The organism is Shinella zoogloeoides (genome assembly GCF_030733845.1).
Lineage (GTDB): Bacteria > Pseudomonadota > Alphaproteobacteria > Rhizobiales > Rhizobiaceae > Shinella > Shinella zoogloeoides_C.
The window spans coordinates 3,051,507-3,066,852 of sequence record NZ_CP132311.1 but is presented as its reverse complement, the minus strand read 5'-3'; the positions used below and the strand labels follow the sequence as shown (position 1 = coordinate 3,066,852).

The following is a 15,346-nucleotide window of genomic DNA, read 5'->3' as shown; positions in this document are numbered from 1 at the left end:
CGGCGATCAGGCGGCGCGGCGTTCGTGCCGGCCTTCTTCGATCTCCTCGACGATCTTCGCTACGAAAGCATCGAGGTCCTCCGGCGAGCGCGAGGTGACGATGCCCTGGTCGGTCACCACCTCCTCGTCGCGCCAGTCCGCGCCGGCATTCGTCAGGTCCGTGCGGATCGAGGCATAGGAGGTCGCCTTGCGGCCGCGCAGGGCATCCGCCTCGACCAGCAGCCAGGGCGCATGGCAGATCGCCGCCACCACCTTGCCCGAGGCGAGGAAGTCCTTCACCACGCCCATTGCCGCCTCTTCCTTGCGCAGGAGGTCGGGATTGATCTGGCCGCCGGGCAGGACGAGCGCATCGAAATCCTTGGAGGAGGTTTCCTCGGCGGTCAGGTCGACGTCGACCGTGTCGCCCCAGTCCTTCTTGTCCCAGCTCTTGATCGGGCGCTTTTCCAGCGAGGCGATCTTCACCGTCGCGCCGCGCTTCTTCAGTTCTTCGAGCGGAACGCGCAGCTCGGAGCGCTCGTAGCCGTCGGTGGCGAGAATGAGAATGCGGGATTCCTTGATGGAGGGCATGGTTTTTCCTTTCTCATGAAGTCGTGGCCCCGCCGGCGGGGCCGGTTTGGGATGCCTTCGGCCGGCCGCGCGGAGCGGCGGGAAGAACCTTGCCGCGGTTCCTGGGCAGCATCCCCTTTGTCGAGGCAACGGCGGCGCTGGTGGCGTCATCGGCCTCGGTCGAATTGCGCTTTCGCTTGAGATGTTCGGGAAGAGCCACCCTTTCGAGTTCGGCGCGTTCGCGCTCTGCCTGTTCCCAGTGCTCGCGGTCCTTGCCATGCGGGCGACCTGCTTTCTCCCACAGGCCATAGGCGCGCTTGCTGATCCATTCCTGGCGTTCGTCGTCCACGGTGATGTCCCTTCGAGATTGGCAGCCGTCTATGCGGCCGTCCATGAATTCACGCGGAAGCCGGCCTCCTTTGCCGCTTCGATAAAGGCCCGGCGGGCGAACGCCGGGTCGTCGTCGCTTGTCAGCCCCTGCTCGCAGACGCTTTTCGCCGTCTGGCCAGCAGGTCCGTCTTGTATCGGCCAATGGTTCTTGAGGCAGAGCAGGGCGTCGCGCGTGCTCTGCACGCGAATGACCTGCCGGTCGCCCTCGATCACCACGGCTTCGTCCCACAGCCGGTCGTTCGCAAAGATGGTCATCGCAATCCCTCCGCAGCGGCTTTCTCGTTGTGGATATCGACGAGGCTGACGATGCCGACGACATGCCGGTCGTCGTTCACAACGACGAGGCGGCGCACCGCGAATTCGCGCATGCGGGCGGCCACCGCTGCCGTGTCGTCATTCTCGTTACAGACTTCAGGCGACACGGTCATGAACTCGGCAATGGTCGTCGAGGTGGAAAGTCCGCGCGCCAGCACCGAGACGACGATGTCGCGGTCCGTGAGGATGCCGACGATGGCGCCCACGCCGGGCACTTCGACCGGCAGCGCGCCGACTTCGGTTTCGAGCATCAGCCGGGCGGCCGATTGGGCGGTGTCATTGGGCGAGACCGTAACGATCTGGGCGGACATCACGTCCTTCACACGCATCGCGATCCGCCCTCCTTCAAAGCCGCCCGTTGACGAGGCTGCGGCCATTCGGAGCGGCCGGCACGGCCACTTCCTCCCGCTCGGACCGGACGAGCGGCAGATCGACCTGCTGCGGCACGATCACCTGCGGCTCCCAGGAATTGCGGCGTTTGCGGGCGTTGCGAAGTTCTGCTTCCGGGGAGACGGCGGGTTTGCGGGGTAGCGGCTTTTTCTTCTGGCGCACGGGTAGCTCCTGCGAACTGGCTTCGTCTTTTGAGCAAACGCAAGCCTCTCCGCTTGGTTCCGAAAAAATCCGGGGAACCGACGTCCCGCAGGAGCATTTCTGTCAAGCCGGACCGCGGCCACTGGAAGGAGTTGCCATGCTGTTTGCAGGAAAGGTCGCCCTCGTTACCGGTGCTGGATCCGGGATCGGCAAGGCAACGGCCCTGGCGCTCGCCCGGTATGGCGCCAGCGTCGGCGTGTTGAGCCGCACCGCGGACGAGGTGGAGACCGTCGCAAGGGAAATCCGCTCGCTTGGCGGCGCGGCGCTGGCGCTCGCGGCGGACGTGGCGGACGAGGCGTCCATGCGGGTTGCGGTCGAGCAGCTCGTCGGTGCGTTCGGCCGGCTCGACGTCGTCGTAGCCAATGCGGGCGTCAACGGCGCCTGGGCGCCGATCGATGACCTCAAGCCCGCCGAATGGGACGAGACGATCGCCATCAATCTGCGCGGCACCTATCTCACGCTGCACCTGACCGTTCCCCATCTCAAGCAGGCGGGCGAAGGCGCTATCGTCATCGTCTCGTCGATCAACGGCACGCGTACCTTCACCACGCCGGGTGCGACGGCCTATTCCGCCACCAAGGCCGCGCAGGTGGCGATGGCGCAGCAACTGGCGCTGGAACTCGGCAAGGCGCGCATCCGCGTCAATGCCGTCTGCCCAGGCGCGATCGAAACGAGCATCGACGAGAACACCGATCAGCGCGGTGCGGGCGAGGCCGGCATTCCTGTCGTGTGGCCGGAGGGCGATATCCCCGTGTCGCACGGCAAGCCCGGAACGGCCGACGAGGTGGCTGACGCGATCCTGTTCCTCGCCTCTTCCAAGGCCCGGCACATCACCGGCATCCCGCTGTGGATCGATGGCGGGCAGGGTCTCCTGCGCTGAAGCGTTTGCCTCTGGCGCTGCCGCCCGGCAGTGTGACAATGTGCGGGCGAAAGCAGGAGGAGATCACCCATGGCCAATCATCTTTTCGACGCGATCCGCGCGGCCGCGACGCCGGAAGCCGTCTTCATCGAGACGGCCGAGGGGCGGCGCTGGACCTATGGCGACATGATCCGATTTTCCGGCCAGATGGCGGGCGCGCTCCAGGCCCTCGGCGTGCAGCCGGGCGACCGGGTGGCGGTGCAAGTGGAAAAGAGCCCCGAGGCGCTCATGCTCTATCTCGCGTGCCTGCGCGCAGGAGCAGTGTACCTGCCGCTCAACCCGGCCTACACGCTGGCGGAACTCGATTATTTCATCGGCGACGCCGAGCCGCGGCTGATTGTCGTTGATCCGCGGGCCCGCGAGGGCGTGGCGGGGATCGCGGCGGCTTACGGCTGCACGGTCGAAACGCTGGACGCGACGGGCGGCGGCAGCCTTCTGCAGCGGGCCGGCGGCGAAGCGGCGGACTTTGCCGATGCCGAACGCGGCCCGGACGATCTGGCGGCGATCCTCTACACGTCCGGCACGACAGGGCGTTCCAAGGGCGCGATGCTGACGCATGACAACCTGCTCTCGAACGCGCTGACGCTGCGCGATCACTGGCGCTTCACCAGCGCCGACCGGCTGATCCATGCCCTGCCGATCTTCCACACCCACGGCCTCTTCGTCGCCTCGAACGTCACGCTGCTGGCCGGCGCGTCGATGTATCTCCTGCCGAAATTCGATGCCGACGAGGCATTGCGGCTGATGGAGAACGCCACGGTGATGATGGGCGTGCCGACCTTCTATGTCCGGCTCGCGCAGCATCCCGGCCTGACACGCGCGGCGACGGCAGGGATGCGGCTCTTCGTTTCCGGCTCCGCGCCGCTTCTGGCGGAAACCCACCGCGCCTTCTCGCAAAAGACCGGCCACGCCATCCTCGAACGCTACGGGATGACCGAGACCAACATGAACACCTCCAATCCCTATGACGGCGACCGGGTGGCCGGCACGGTGGGGTTCCCGCTGCCCGGCGTCTCGCTTCAGGTCACCGAGCCGGAAACCGGCAGGCCGCTGCCGGACGGCGAGACGGGCATGATTGAAGTGAAAGGCCCGAACGTCTTCAAGGGCTATTGGCGCATGCCGGAGAAGACCGCGGCCGAGTTCCGCGCGAACGGCTTCTTCATCACCGGCGACCTCGGCAAGATCGACGAGCGCGGCTACGTTCACATCGTCGGGCGCGGCAAGGACCTCGTCATCTCCGGCGGCTACAACATCTATCCGAAGGAAGTGGAGAGCGAGATCGACGGCATGCCCGGCGTCGTCGAAAGCGCCGTCATCGGCGTGCCGCATCCCGATTTCGGCGAGGGCGTGACGGCCGTCGTGGTGCAGGCCAAGGGCTCGATGCTCGACGAGAAGGCCGTGCTCGAAGGGCTGAAGGACCGGCTGGCGCGCTACAAGCAGCCCAAACGCGTGCTCTTCGTCGACGACCTGCCGCGCAACACCATGGGCAAGGTGCAGAAGAACGTGCTGCGCCAGACCTATGCGGATCTCTACAAGGCCTAAATCCGATCACGCGCAAAGTGCCGCTTGAGGATGTCGAGCACTTCGTTTGCCAGTTCCCCGACGATGCCGCCCCGCTCCCAGGAATAGAGCGAGGCGACGACGGGCGGCTCCGCCGTGAAATCGGCGACCGGCTTGATCCGCCATCCCCTGGCGGCATCGACCGGCAGCAGCGACAGGCCGAGGCCCGCTTCCACGGCCATCAGCACGTTGCGCAGGCTCGCGGAGGTGAAGGCGACGTACCAGCGGCGGCGCTCGCGCTCCAGCCGCTCGAACATGGCGTCGCGGTAGAGGCCTCCGGGCGGGAAGGTGACGAGCGGCACCGGGTCGGGCAGCGTGCCTGCCGCATCCTGTGCGGTGAACCAGGCGATCGGCTCCTCATGGCTCGCCCAGCTGTCGGGGCTCGGCTTGTCCTCCTTCAGCACCACGATGTCGAGCTCGCCGGAGCGGTAGCGGCGCGTCAGGTCTGCGCGAAGGCCCGTCGTGACGTCGAGGCGGGCCTCCTTGTGGCGCTTGGTGAAGGCGGCGAAGGCGACGGCCATTTCCGGCGTCGCGATGTCATCAGGCATGCCGATCCGCACCGAGGTCGTGCCGGAAGTCTCCGCCATGAGGGTCAACGCCTCGTTCTGGAGCGAGAGGATGCGGCGGGCGTGGCCGAGCAGGCGCTCGCCGGTCACCGTCAGGCGCACGGGCCGCGCGGCGCGGTCGACCAGTTCGCGCCCGATCGCCTCTTCGAGACGGGCGATCTGCTGGCTCATGGTCGATTGGGTCATATGCAGGCGGTCGGCTGCTGCCGTGAAACTGCCGGCATCGGCGATCGCCACGAAAGCCCGGAGCAGGCGCGGGTCGAGCACGGCATCTCCATTGGTATTTGGAATAATGGCTATCTAAACATCTAATTTGCGCATGATTCAAGGCGGTGGTAGCGATAGGGCAAGAACGGTGGGGAATTGCCGCCGTCGAAAGCACTTTCAGCATGTGAGGCGAATGATGACGGATACGCGCGCCGGCGATTTGGCGATGCTCGCACTGGTCGTGCTTGTCGGCCTCAACCTTCGCCCCTTCCTTGCCGCTCCCGCGCCCATTCTGGTCGAGATCGCCGCGGATACGGGCCTCGGCTATGGCGGCATCGCGATGCTGACGCTGCTGCCGATGTTCCTGATGGGGCTCGGCGCCTTCGTGGCGCCCGGCCTTCAGGTGAAGATCGGCACGCGGCGCGGCCTGCTGATCGCGCTCGCCATTCTCCTTGCCGGCTCCGCCCTCCGCCTCTTCGCCTCGGACGGCCTGTCGCTCATCCTGACGGCCGCGCTCTGCGGGATCGGCGTCGCATTCATCCAGGCCGCCTTTCCCGGCATCATCAAGGCGCGCTTCCCGGCGCATGTGCCTGCTGTCACGGGCCTCTATTCCGCGATGATCATGGCGGGCGGCGCCTTCGGCGCGCGGCTGATGCCGGTGCTCGTCCATGCCGGCTATGGCTGGCGGGCGGCGCTCGCCTGGCTGGCGCTGCCGGTGGCGATCGCGCTTGCGGCAGCCTGGCGCATCCTCTCCGACGTTCAGTCGAGCAAGCCCGACGGCACGCTGAGCCGCCAGCTGCTGCGGCGGCCGCGGACCTGGGCGCTGATGGCGGCCTTCGGCCTGATCAATGCGGGCTACACGTCGATGATCGCCTGGCTCGCCCCGTACTATCAGGCGCAGGGCTGGACGAGTGCCGACAGCAGCGGCCTCGTCGCCGTCATGGCGATGTGCCAGGCCCTGGCCGCTCTCGGCCTTCCCATCCTCGCGCGCCGCAATATCGACCGCCGCCGCTGGCTGTGGATGACGATCGCCTTCCAGGCTGTCGGCTTCCTCGGCCTTGCCGGCTTTCCCGGCGCGGCGCCGGTCGTCTGGGCAGGGCTGTGCGGCGCGGGTCTCGGCGGCAGCTTCGCGCTCGCCATCGTCACTGCGCTCGACCACCTGCCACGGCCCGAACAGGCCGGTGCGCTCGCCGCGCTGATGCAGGGCGGCGGCTTCCTCATCGCCGCGATCGGCCCCTATGCGATGGCGCTGCTGCATGACTGGACGGGCGGCTTTGCCGCCGGTTGGATCCTGCATCTCGGCTGCGTGCTGGTGACGGCGCTGCTCTATCTGCGCTTCGATCCGCGGCACTATCCGAAAGCGATGCCGTTTTCCGCCTGAACGAAAAAACCCGCGCCGGTCGGGCGCGGGTTTCTATTTCACAAGCGATTGCGCTTAGCGGCGCGAGCCGAAGGGCTTCAGCGCCATATGGCGGTTGACGTCCTTGTAGAGCAGGTACCGGAACGGGCCGGGGCCGCCGGCATAGCAGGCCTGCGGGCAGAAGGCGCGCAGCCACATGAAGTCGCCGGCTTCCACTTCCACCCAGTCCTGGTTGAGGCGATAGACGGCCTTGCCCTGCAGCACGTAGAGGCCGTGCTCCATGACGTGGGTTTCGGCGAACGGAATGACCGCGCCGGGCATCAGCGTGACGATCGTCACATGCATGTCGTGGCGAAGGTCGTTGGGGTCGACGAAGCGCGTCGTCGCCCAGCCGCCGTTCGTGCCGGGCATGGCGTTCGGGGTGATGTCCTTCTCGTTGAGGATCAGCGGCTCGGGATGCGGCAGGCCGTCGACGGCCTCATAGGCCTTGCGGATCCAATGGAAACGGGCATGGGCGCCGGAGCGGTTGTGCAGCGACCATTTCAGGCCCGGGGGCAGGAAGGCATAGCCGCCTGGCTGGAGCGTGTGCTTGCCGGTCGGCAGCGTCAGTTCCACCTCGCCGTCGACGACGAACAGCACGCCTTCGGCCTCCGGGTCCTGCTCCGGCCGGTCGCTGCCGCCGCCCGGCGCCACTTCCATGACGTATTGCGAGAAGGTTTCGGCAAAACCCGAGAGCGGGCGGGCGATGACCCAGCAGCGCGTATCGTTCCAGAAGGGCAGGAAGCTGGTGACGATGTCCTGCATCACCCCCTTGGGGATCACCGCATAGGCCTCCGTGAAGACGGCACGGCCGGTCAGGAGGTCGCTCTGCGGGGGATGGCCGCCGAGGGAGGAATAGTAGCTTCTTTGCATCGTCTCAGGCCCTTTGCTGTGAGTATTTCACGATAGTCTTTGCAACGTCACTTCGCGCCCGCCTTTTCCAGCAGGGCGGCGATCTCGCCGTAGCCGCGTGTGCGGGCGTGCTGGAGCGGCGTCACGCCGTCATTGTCGGCGAGGTCGACCTTCGCGCCGGCCTTGACCAGTAGATCGACGATCTTCTGGTGGCGCGGTCCGCCGTCGCCGAGGATGATAGCCTCCAGGAGGGCCGTCCAGCCGAGCCGGTTGACATGATCGACATCGACGCCGGCTGCAATCAGGGTCTCGACGGTTTCGACATGGCCGCGCTCGGAAGCGGGAATGAGGGCGGTGCCGCCATAGCGATTGATGCTCTTGAGGTCGGCGCCGTGGGAAAGCGTCAGCTTGAGGATTTCGAGGTGGCCGCGGGCGCCGGCATAGAGGTAGGGACTGTCCTCGATACTGTCCTTGGCGTTGACGTCGGCGCCGGCCTCGATCAGCGCGCGGGCGGCGTTCACCTTGTTTCCGTGCGTGGCGACCAGCAGCGCCGTCGCGCCGCTCGCGTCGCGTGCGTCGATCGCGGCGCCCTCGGCGAGAAGCGTCTTTACGGCGGCGGCATCGTCGGCCGCGGCCGCCTTGTGGAGTTGAGCGGTCATGGCGTCGTCGGCGGCAAGAAGGGGAGGGCAGAGAGCGGCAAGGAACAGCCAAGCCGTGAGCAAAGCGAGTTTCAGCATGCGCTATCCCATTGGTTGTGGCATCAAATTAGCAGGGCATGCCGCCATTAGAAAATTAAATGTGTAAATCCGGATCATTCAGAAGATGGAATTTGGCCGGACCGCCGGCTATAAGCCGCAGGGAAGACCGGACGGAAGGGACCGATCCATGAAGACGGAACAGGGTGTTCTGCGCATTTCCATCGCCGTGACGATCCTGCTGGCGGGCGTCGGCATTCTGTTCGGTATCCTCTCGGGCTCCTTCGCCATCGTCTTCGACGGCGTCTATGCGATGACCGACGCGGCGATGACCGTCGTTGCCCTGCTCGTCGCCAATCTCATCGCCTCTTCGGCCAGCGGGGCCGGCAAGGGCCGGCTCGTCAAGCATTTCACCATGGGCTTCTGGCATCTCGAGCCGATGGTGCTCGGCCTCAACGGCATCCTGCTCACCGGTGCGGCCATCTACGCGCTGATCAACGCGATCGGCAGCATCATGGCGGGCGGGCGGCCGCTCGATTTCGGCCAGGCGATCATCTATGCCGTCGTGACGCTCGCGGTGACGATCGCCATGGCGATCGCCGGCAGCCGGGCGAACCGCACGATCCAGTCGGATTTCGTGGCGCTCGACGCCAAGGCCTGGATGATGTCGGCGGGGCTGACGAGCGCGCTGCTCGTCGCCTTCGTCATCGGCTCCCTCATCCAGGGCACGCAATACGAATGGCTGTCGCCCTATATCGACCCGGTTGCGCTGGCGCTGGTCTGCCTCGTGATCATCCCCATCCCGGCCGGCACGATCCGGCAGGCGCTCGCCGATATCCTGCTCGTCACCCCCTCGGACCTGAAAAGCCATGTCGATGCGGTCGCCAGGGCGGTCGTCGAGCGGCACGGCTTTCTCTCCTATCGGGCCTATGTCGCCCGCGTCGGGCGCGGCCGGCAGATCGAGCTCTATTTCATCGTGCCGGAGGATTTTCCGGCGAAGAAGCTGCAGGACTGGGACAGGATCCGCGACGAGATCGGCCTTGCGATCGGCGACGAGGGACCGGACCGCTGGCTGACCATCGCCTTCACCACCGACCCCGAATGGGCGGACTGACAAAGCGAAAAGAAACCCGGAGCGGATCGCTCCGCCCCGGGTTCCTGCCCCGCCCCGAAAGGATGTGTCAGAGGCCTGCTGCCGCGATGGCGGCGTCCATGCGCTCGCGGGCCTTCTTCGGCAGCTTGCCGGTCTTGACCGCGTCGAGATTGGCCGGCGCATCGCCGACGACCACGAAGCCCACCATGCCCATACCGACATGCGGCGTGCACTTGACGCCATAGGCGCCGGCCGTGCCGAAGGTGACCTTGTAGTTCTCGTTGATCTTGCTCTTGAAGGCTTCGGCGCCCTCGGGGATCATGCCCTTGATCGTCTCGACATTGTGCCCCTTGTCGGTCGGAATGAAGGTGACCGTGTCGCCGGGCGCGACCTTCACGAAGGCGGGCTCGAACACCATGGCGCCTTCGGCGCCCTTGTTCAGCATATGCACTTCGAAATCTGCCGCCGCTGCCGGAAGCGCAAACGCCAGGATGACTGCTGCCGCGCCGACGATGCTCTTTGCCATGATACGCACTGGAATTCTCCTTGCTGACGAACGTCAATCGTTCATGCGCAAGAGGTAGACCCGGAAACACCCTCCTTCTTTGACATTGATCAAACAAGGCCGCGATGGCGCGTGGCGTCCTGTCGCAGGTTCTCTATCGCAGCGCGTGTACCGGCGGCAGCATGCCGCTCCACGGCCGCGCTTCCTCCAGATCGCGCGCGACGCGCACCAGCGTCGCCTCGTCGGCAAAGCGGCCGACGATCTGAAGGCCGATGGGCATGTTGTTGCGGTCCAGGCCGAGCGGCAGGCTGACGGAGGGCTGGCCGGTCGCGTTGAACGTGCCGAGGAAGGTGAACAGCGTGGTGTCGCCCTCGGAAAAGCCGGCAGCTGTGAGGTCGGGTCGGGTCGTGGAGAACCGGCCGTGCTCCGGCGCCGTCACCGGCGTCGTCGGTGTCAGGAGGATATCGTAGCGCTGCGTGGCGATGGCGACGTCGTGGCGGATCTTGCGCATGGTCTCGAAGATATTGACGATCTCGGCCGGCGTCATGGCGAGCGTCTGGTGCATCAGCTTCAGGATCACCGGCTCCAGCATCGTGTCGTCCAGTGGACGGCCGAGGGCGGCGGCGAGCGCCGGCAGTTCCGCAAGGCCGAGATTGAAGCCGCCCATCACGCCGACCATGATGTCACGCGGCTCGACGGGGGAGGCGATCTCCTCGACCGTGTGGCCCATCGAGGCGAGCAGGGCGGCCGTCTCGTCGAGCGCCGCCAGCACGTCCGCGGCGATCGGCACGCTGCCCCAGGCGGTGCGCGCAAGGCCGATGCGCAGCCTGCCGGTCGGTTGCGCCAGTTCTTCCGTATAGGGCCTTTCCGGCGCGCGGATGACGAAGGGATCGCCCGGCTCCGGGCCGGCGAAGACGTCGAGCGCCGCCGCCATGTCGCGCACCGTGCGGCAGACGACGAATTCGCGCGCAAGGCCGAACAGGGAATCCTGACCGTCGGGGCCGCCGGAAACCCGGCCGCGCGAGGGATTGAGGCCGACAAGGCCGCACCAGCCGGCGGGAATGCGAATCGAGCCGCCGCCATCCGAGGCGTGCGCGATCGGCACGATGCCGGCGGCGACCGCCGCGGCTGCGCCGCCCGAGGAGCCGCCGGCCGAGGCCTCCAGGTTCCAGGGATTGCGCGTGATGCCTTCCAGGATGGTTTCGGTGAAGCCGGCGAAGGCCAGTTCCGGCACGGCGCTGCGGCCGACGATGCGCAGCCCCGCGGCCTTGGCGCGCTTCGTGTAATAGGCGTCATGAGGAGAGATGGTGCCCTTGAGAAGCCGGCTGCCGCATTCCTGCAGGCGGCCTTCCTCGGTCGCGCCGATATCCTTGCGCAGGAAAGGCACACCGGCAAAGGCGCCTTCATCGGGGCCTGGCAGGGTTTCGGCATCCGCATAGAACTCGACCACGGCATTGATGGCCGGATCCACCTTCTCGAAGGCCTGCCGGGCGAGCGCCGCAAGCTCGGCCGCAGTCACCTCGCCGCGCTGGACGAGCCCGGCAAGGCCGGTGGCATCATGGTTCGCATATTCGGCAAGATTCATGGGAAGGACCTGCTTGAAAAGGAAAGGGCATCGAAAGGGTTTTTACCGCAAGTGGCAAGGGGCGCGCCGTGGCAAAGGCGCGCCCCCGCGATGGTTCCACCCGCTTATTTCATCAGGTCCGTCCAGATTTTCGTATAGAGCTGCTGGACGTCCGGCGGGCAGGCGAGGTTGAACGAACCGGCGGCCTTCGAACCCTCGGGAATGACGACCTCCGGTGCCGTCTTCATATCCTCCGGCATAAAGGCTTCCGAGCCCTTGATGCCATTGGCATAACGGGCAAAGGCCGAGATCATGGCGGCGTTCTCCGGGTCCATGATGAAGTTCAGGAAGAGCTTGGCATTGTCGACGTTCTTGGCGTCCTTGAGGATCGCGACATTGTCCATCCAGACCGGATAGCCTTCCTTCGGGTAGCCGTAGACGATATCGGGGTTCTGCAGGCGCGCGCGGAAGGTGGCGCCGCTCCAGCCGGTGCCGCCGGCAAAGTCGCCCTTCACAAGCTGCTCGGTCGTGCCGTAGTCGACGGAGAGCCACTTGGCCTTCGCCGCGACCATCGTGTCGCGCACCTTCTTGAGGATCGTCAGGTCGTTCGTGCAGGGCTCGCCCCCGGCATAGCGGATGGCGAGGAACATGATGTCGGCCATCTCCGGCACGACGATGATCTTGCCTTCCAGCTCCGGCGGCGGGTCGAGGAAGATCGCCGAGGTGTTCGGGTCGCCCTTGTAGACCGATTTGTTGGTGAAGACGCCTGTCGTGCCCCACTGCCACGGAACGGTGTAGTGGCGGCCCGGATCGAAGGGCACGTCCACCCAGCGCTCGTCGACGTTCTTGAAATTCTCCATCTGGTCCGGCCGGGCCTCGAGCAGCAGGCCTTCGTCGATCCAGATCTGCAGTATGTTGGCGGAGGGCACGACGATGTCGAAGCCGTGGCCGCCTTGGCGGATCTTGGCGAGCGCAGTGTCGTTCGAGTCGTAGTCGGTCACGGAGACCTTGACGTCGAACTCCTTCTCGAACTTCTTGATGAGGTCGGGGCTGGTGTAGTTGCCCCAGTTGAAGATGTTGAGCTCGCCGGCAGCGTATGCGGCGGTGGAGCTCAAGAGGGCGAGGCCGAGCGTGGCCGTGCCGAGAATGCGCGTCATGTGTTTTCCTCCCATGGGTTAATCCTTCTTACGGCTGATGAAGAAGAAGACGGTGACGATGGCGACGGAGAGGATGAGGAAGACCGTCGAGATCGCGTTCATTTCCGGGGTGACGACGCGGCGCAGCTGGCCGAGCATGTAGGTCGGCAGCGTGTCCTGGCCGCCCGACTTGACGAATTCGGTGATGACCACGTCATCCAGCGAGATGACGAAGGCGAGCATCAGGCCGGCGAGGATACCGGGCCAGAGCAGCGGCAATGTCACCCGGCGGAAGGCCTTGAAGGGGGTGGCGTAGAGATCGGCGGCGGCCGTCTCCAGCGACAGGTCCATGGTCTCCAGCCGCGCCCGGATCGGCAAGTAGGCGAAGGGAATGCAGAAGGCGGTGTGCGCGGCGATCAGGTAGCCGAGGCCGGAATAGCCGGTTGCCATCTTGATGCGCGAGAAGAAGATCAGGAGCGCGACGGCGACGACGATCTCGGGCACCATCAGCGGCATGTTGATGAAGGCGTATTTCGCATTGAGGCCGCGATATTGGCGCGTGCGAGTGGTCGCGACGGCGGCCATGGTGGCGACCACCGTGGCGATGACGGCGGCCGCGGCGGCGATCTGCACGGAGCGGATCGAGGCTTCCACCACCTTGTCGTTGTTCCACGCCGCCTCGAACCAGCGCAGCGACGTGCCCTCCCAGGTGGCGATCGACATGCCGTCGTTGAAGGCGAAGACGACGAGCGCGGCGATCGGCAGGTAGAGCAGGAAGAAGCAGAGCACGGCGACGGTCGGGAAGCCGGTCTGGCGGCGGACGTCGAAGGCTTCGGTGGGGTTAGCCATGGGCGTTTCCTCCCTGGCGGCCGGTGAACTTGACCTGGACCATGAGCGCGACCATGACGATGGCGAGCAGCGCCATGGAGAGCGAGGCGCCGAGCGGCCAGTTGCGGCCCTGGCCGAATTGCAGTTCGATCAGGTTGCCAAGCATCATCTTGCTGCCGCCGCCCAGCATGCGCGGGGTGACGTAGGAGCCGAGCGATGGAATGAAGACGAGAATGGAGCCGGCGACGATGCCCGGCTTGACCAGTGGCAGGACGATGCGTTTCAGCACGCGCCAGCGGCTGGCATAGAGATCGTAGCCCGCCTCGACGAGGCGGAAATCGACCTTCTCCAGGCTGGCATAGAGCGGCAGCACCATCAGCGGAAAGAAGACGTAGGTCATGCCGAGAAGGATCGCGAAGTCGGTATACATCATCTGGATCGGCGCGGAGATGATGCCGACCTTCATGAGAAGCGTGTTGATCATGCCCTCGTTGCGGATCAGTTCCTGGATCGCGAAGGTGCGGATGAGCAGGTTCGTCCAGAAGGGAATGGTGATGAGGAAGAGCCAGATCTCGCGCGTGCGCTCCGGCCGCGTCGCGATGAAATAGGCGGTGGGGAAGCCGAGCAGGAGCGTGGCGATCGTGGTCAGCAACGACAGCCAGACGGAACGCCAGAAGATCGACAGGTGTGCGTCGGCGATCGACCAGGTGCCGTCGAAGATATCCTTCTCGAAGAGCACCGAGATCCAGGCATCGGGGGAGAAGGTCCAGACGACGTCGCCGTAGCTGCCGGGCATCAGGAAGGAATAGACGAAGACGATGGCGAGCGGCCCGATGGCCGCGAGCGCGATGATGAGAAGTGCCGGCGCCGAGAGGAGCCAGCGGCTGCGGATGTCCTGCGCGTCCACCCGGCGGGCGGCCTCGCTTGCGGTGCTGGTGATCGTGCTCATCGGGGCCTCAATCTTTCAGCACCTGCGCCGCGCCCGTCTCGAGCACGACACCGACGACATCGCCTTCGGCGAGGGGCGTGCCCTGCTCGAGGCTGTTCTGGCGGCGCACGCAGAAGCTTTCGCCGCTTTCCAGCGCGATGTGGAAATGCGTGTCCGTGCCGACATAGACGACGCTTGCCAGCGTGCCGCGAAGATGCGCGCCCTCGGGATTGGCGGTGATGGCGGCGTGTTCCGGACGGGTGACGACGGTCACCTTGCCCGCGGGTGCGAAGCCTTCCGGCAGGCGGGCCGTAACGCGGGTGCCGCCGGGCAGGACGATATCCGCCTTGTCGCCGGCAACCGAAACGACCTCGGCGGTCAGGAAGTTCGTCTCGCCGATGAATTCGGCGACGAAGCGTTCGGCCGGCCGGTCGTAGATATCGCGCGGGCCGCCGACCTGGAGGATTTTTCCGGCCGACATGACCGCGATGCGGTCCGACATGGTCAGCGCTTCTTCCTGGTCGTGCGTGACGAAGATGAAGGTGATGCCGGTCTCGGTCTGCAGGCGCTTCAGTTCGATCTGCATGTCCTTGCGCAGTTTGTAGTCGAGGGCCGAGAGCGGCTCGTCGAGCAGCAGCACCTTCGGCTGCGGGGCGAGCGCGCGGGCAAGCGCCACGCGCTGCTGCTGTCCGCCGGAAATCTGCGCCGTCTTGCGGTCCTTGAGGTGCCCCATCTTGACCAGCGCCAGCATTTCCTCGACGCGCTTGGCGATCTCGGCTTTCGGGCGATCGAGCATTTCCAGGCCGAAGGCGATGTTCTCGCCGACCGTCATGTGCGGAAAGAGCGCATAGCTCTGGAAGACCGTGTTGACCGGGCGGCGATAGGGCGGCAGCGCGGCGATATCCTCGCCGTGGAGCCGGATCTCGCCATCCGTCGGATAGGTGAAACCGGCGATCATGCGCAGCAAAGTCGTCTTACCGCAGCCCGACGGACCGAGCAGCGTGAAGAACTCGTTCTCCCTTATGTCGACACTCACATGGTCAAGAGCCCTGAACGGGCTGTCACCCGACCCGAACACCTTGCTCACGTCACGGACTTCAATGGCACTCTTATGGGTTCGATCCGTCACGATCGATCATCCTCCCGTTGAGCCGCGGATTGCGGCGATCCCTGTCAAATGCGTTCGGTCCAACCGCGCCGCGGCCGGTGCCGCGCGTTGATCCGGTCTGGTTTCCCTGATGAACTGCCGGAT

Annotated in this window: 18 protein-coding genes; 4 read left to right on the top strand and 14 right to left on the bottom strand. The window is 65.8% G+C overall.

Features of this window, described 5'->3' with window-relative positions:
* Positions 1-6: 6 nt before the first annotated feature.
* Genes Q9316_RS16090 through Q9316_RS16070 form a run of 5 tightly spaced genes read right to left on the bottom strand, consistent with a single transcriptional unit; the run spans position 7 to position 1,803 of the window.
* Complete coding sequence (locus tag Q9316_RS16090; protein ID WP_306032583.1) at positions 7-567, bottom strand: type 1 glutamine amidotransferase domain-containing protein; 561 nt, start codon at positions 565-567, stop codon at positions 7-9.
* A 13-nt stretch (positions 568-580) separates the two neighbouring features.
* Positions 581-895: a DUF2934 domain-containing protein gene (locus Q9316_RS25705; RefSeq protein ID WP_371877925.1), complete on the bottom strand. Its 315-nt coding sequence runs from the start codon at positions 893-895 to the stop codon at positions 581-583.
* Positions 896-924: 29 nt separating this feature from the next.
* On the bottom strand, positions 925-1,191 hold the full coding sequence (locus Q9316_RS16080) for a DUF982 domain-containing protein (protein ID WP_371877924.1): 267 nt from the start codon (positions 1,189-1,191) through the stop codon (positions 925-927).
* Positions 1,188-1,580, bottom strand: coding sequence for a CBS domain-containing protein (locus Q9316_RS16075; protein ID WP_306032582.1), 393 nt, complete (start codon positions 1,578-1,580; stop codon positions 1,188-1,190). The genes Q9316_RS16080 and Q9316_RS16075 overlap by 4 nt, the downstream gene beginning before the upstream one ends.
* Before the next feature lie 16 nt (positions 1,581-1,596).
* The gene (locus tag Q9316_RS16070; RefSeq protein WP_306032581.1) at positions 1,597-1,803 is read right to left on the bottom strand and encodes a hypothetical protein; all 207 of its coding nucleotides are present in this window, start codon (positions 1,801-1,803) and stop codon (positions 1,597-1,599) included.
* 136 nt (positions 1,804-1,939) lie between these two features.
* Here Q9316_RS16070 and Q9316_RS16065 point away from each other — a divergent pair, with 136 nt between their 5' ends.
* Positions 1,940-2,722, top strand: a complete 783-nt coding sequence (locus Q9316_RS16065; RefSeq protein ID WP_306032580.1) for an SDR family oxidoreductase — start codon at positions 1,940-1,942, stop codon at positions 2,720-2,722.
* Between the two features lie 69 nt (positions 2,723-2,791).
* Positions 2,792-4,303 carry a malonate--CoA ligase gene (locus tag Q9316_RS16060; RefSeq protein WP_306032579.1) on the top strand — a complete coding sequence of 504 codons (1,512 nt, stop codon included), beginning with the start codon at positions 2,792-2,794 and terminating at the stop codon, positions 4,301-4,303.
* Here the strand turns inward: Q9316_RS16060 and Q9316_RS16055 are convergent.
* A complete protein-coding gene (locus tag Q9316_RS16055) occupies positions 4,300-5,154 on the bottom strand; it encodes a LysR family transcriptional regulator (RefSeq protein WP_306032578.1) in 855 nt (284 codons plus the stop codon). The two genes, Q9316_RS16060 and Q9316_RS16055, sit on opposite strands and share 4 nt — an antisense overlap.
* A 133-nt stretch (positions 5,155-5,287) precedes the next feature.
* Between Q9316_RS16055 and Q9316_RS16050 the strand changes: the two genes are divergently transcribed.
* Complete coding sequence (locus Q9316_RS16050) at positions 5,288-6,475, top strand: cyanate transporter (protein WP_306032577.1); 1,188 nt, start codon at positions 5,288-5,290, stop codon at positions 6,473-6,475.
* A 54-nt stretch (positions 6,476-6,529) separates the two neighbouring features.
* Here the strand turns inward: Q9316_RS16050 and Q9316_RS16045 are convergent, their stop codons facing one another.
* Together Q9316_RS16045 and Q9316_RS16040 are read right to left on the bottom strand one after the other, a co-directional pair.
* On the bottom strand, positions 6,530-7,366 hold the full coding sequence (locus Q9316_RS16045) for a bifunctional allantoicase/(S)-ureidoglycine aminohydrolase (RefSeq protein WP_306032576.1): 837 nt from the start codon (positions 7,364-7,366) through the stop codon (positions 6,530-6,532).
* Between the two features lie 47 nt (positions 7,367-7,413).
* Positions 7,414-8,082: an ankyrin repeat domain-containing protein gene (locus Q9316_RS16040; protein ID WP_371877923.1), complete on the bottom strand. Its 669-nt coding sequence runs from the start codon at positions 8,080-8,082 to the stop codon at positions 7,414-7,416.
* A 148-nt stretch (positions 8,083-8,230) separates the two neighbouring features.
* On the opposite strand from Q9316_RS16040, the gene Q9316_RS16035 reads away from it, so the two are divergent.
* Positions 8,231-9,154 (top strand): cation diffusion facilitator family transporter, encoded by a 924-nt coding sequence (locus Q9316_RS16035; protein ID WP_306032575.1) that lies wholly within the window; start codon positions 8,231-8,233, stop codon positions 9,152-9,154.
* A gap of 67 nt (positions 9,155-9,221) precedes the next feature.
* On the opposite strand, the gene Q9316_RS16030 is transcribed toward Q9316_RS16035, so the two are convergent.
* The 6 genes from Q9316_RS16030 to Q9316_RS16005 all read right to left on the bottom strand — a co-directional run bounded on the left by Q9316_RS16030 (position 9,222) and on the right by Q9316_RS16005 (position 15,223).
* Complete coding sequence (locus Q9316_RS16030) at positions 9,222-9,668, bottom strand: pseudoazurin (RefSeq protein ID WP_306032574.1); 447 nt, start codon at positions 9,666-9,668, stop codon at positions 9,222-9,224.
* A 124-nt stretch (positions 9,669-9,792) separates the two neighbouring features.
* Positions 9,793-11,223 (bottom strand): amidase, encoded by a 1,431-nt coding sequence (locus Q9316_RS16025; protein WP_306032573.1) that lies wholly within the window; start codon positions 11,221-11,223, stop codon positions 9,793-9,795.
* A gap of 104 nt (positions 11,224-11,327) precedes the next feature.
* Entirely contained in the window at positions 11,328-12,359 is a 1,032-nt protein-coding gene (locus tag Q9316_RS16020; RefSeq protein WP_306032572.1) for an extracellular solute-binding protein, read from the bottom strand.
* A gap of 18 nt (positions 12,360-12,377) precedes the next feature.
* Positions 12,378-13,187: an ABC transporter permease gene (locus tag Q9316_RS16015; protein WP_306032571.1), complete on the bottom strand. Its 810-nt coding sequence runs from the start codon at positions 13,185-13,187 to the stop codon at positions 12,378-12,380.
* Positions 13,180-14,115: an ABC transporter permease gene (locus Q9316_RS16010; RefSeq protein WP_306032570.1), complete on the bottom strand. Its 936-nt coding sequence runs from the start codon at positions 14,113-14,115 to the stop codon at positions 13,180-13,182. The genes Q9316_RS16015 and Q9316_RS16010 overlap by 8 nt, the downstream gene beginning before the upstream one ends.
* Positions 14,116-14,122: 7 nt before the next feature.
* Complete coding sequence (locus tag Q9316_RS16005; RefSeq protein WP_306032569.1) at positions 14,123-15,223, bottom strand: ABC transporter ATP-binding protein; 1,101 nt, start codon at positions 15,221-15,223, stop codon at positions 14,123-14,125.
* Positions 15,224-15,346: the final 123 nt, after the last annotated feature.